Below are 406 nucleotides of genomic sequence, written 5' to 3'. Positions count from 1 at the left end.
ATATCGTTTCTATCGGGTGGTAACGCAATCAGCATTGGCGCAAAAATCGGATCAGCTGAAAGCAATACGCGAGGCTCCAGAGGCTCTATCCGAAACGCATCGCGACGGATGGCATCACGAATACGCGTTGCCACTGATTTTTTTACTGCATTCATCTCGTCCCAATCAAAAGTCTGACAACTGTTCAGCGCACTAACTGTGTCGAAAAAATTTTTTCAAACCTACTCGCACCTTGTGTGTTTTTGCTCACTACCAGAAGAACAAAAAAACACAAGATCACAATCTTTGCACTTTTACTCCGTTAACAATTGTAAATAAATACTGAAAAATGTACAGATTGATTGTTCGATGTTGAGCGAACTTCAGTGGGAACCCTGCGTAATTTTTGCGTTTGTGTGCTTGCTAT

General features: G+C 41.9%; 1 pseudogene. It reads right to left on the bottom strand.

The window, feature by feature from the left end:
* Window positions 1-32: 32 nt before the first annotated feature.
* Window positions 33-155, bottom strand: a pseudogene (locus IWX85_RS21000) (LEPR-XLL domain-containing protein); the annotation flags it as partial.
* Window positions 156-406: the final 251 nt, after the last annotated feature.

It is taken from the genome of Polaromonas sp. CG_9.11 (assembly GCF_015752225.1).
In the GTDB taxonomy this organism is placed as follows: Bacteria; Pseudomonadota; Gammaproteobacteria; order Burkholderiales; family Burkholderiaceae_C; genus Polaromonas.
The sequence above is the reverse complement of the archived record's forward strand: the minus strand, read 5'-3'. Positions and strand labels throughout refer to the sequence as shown.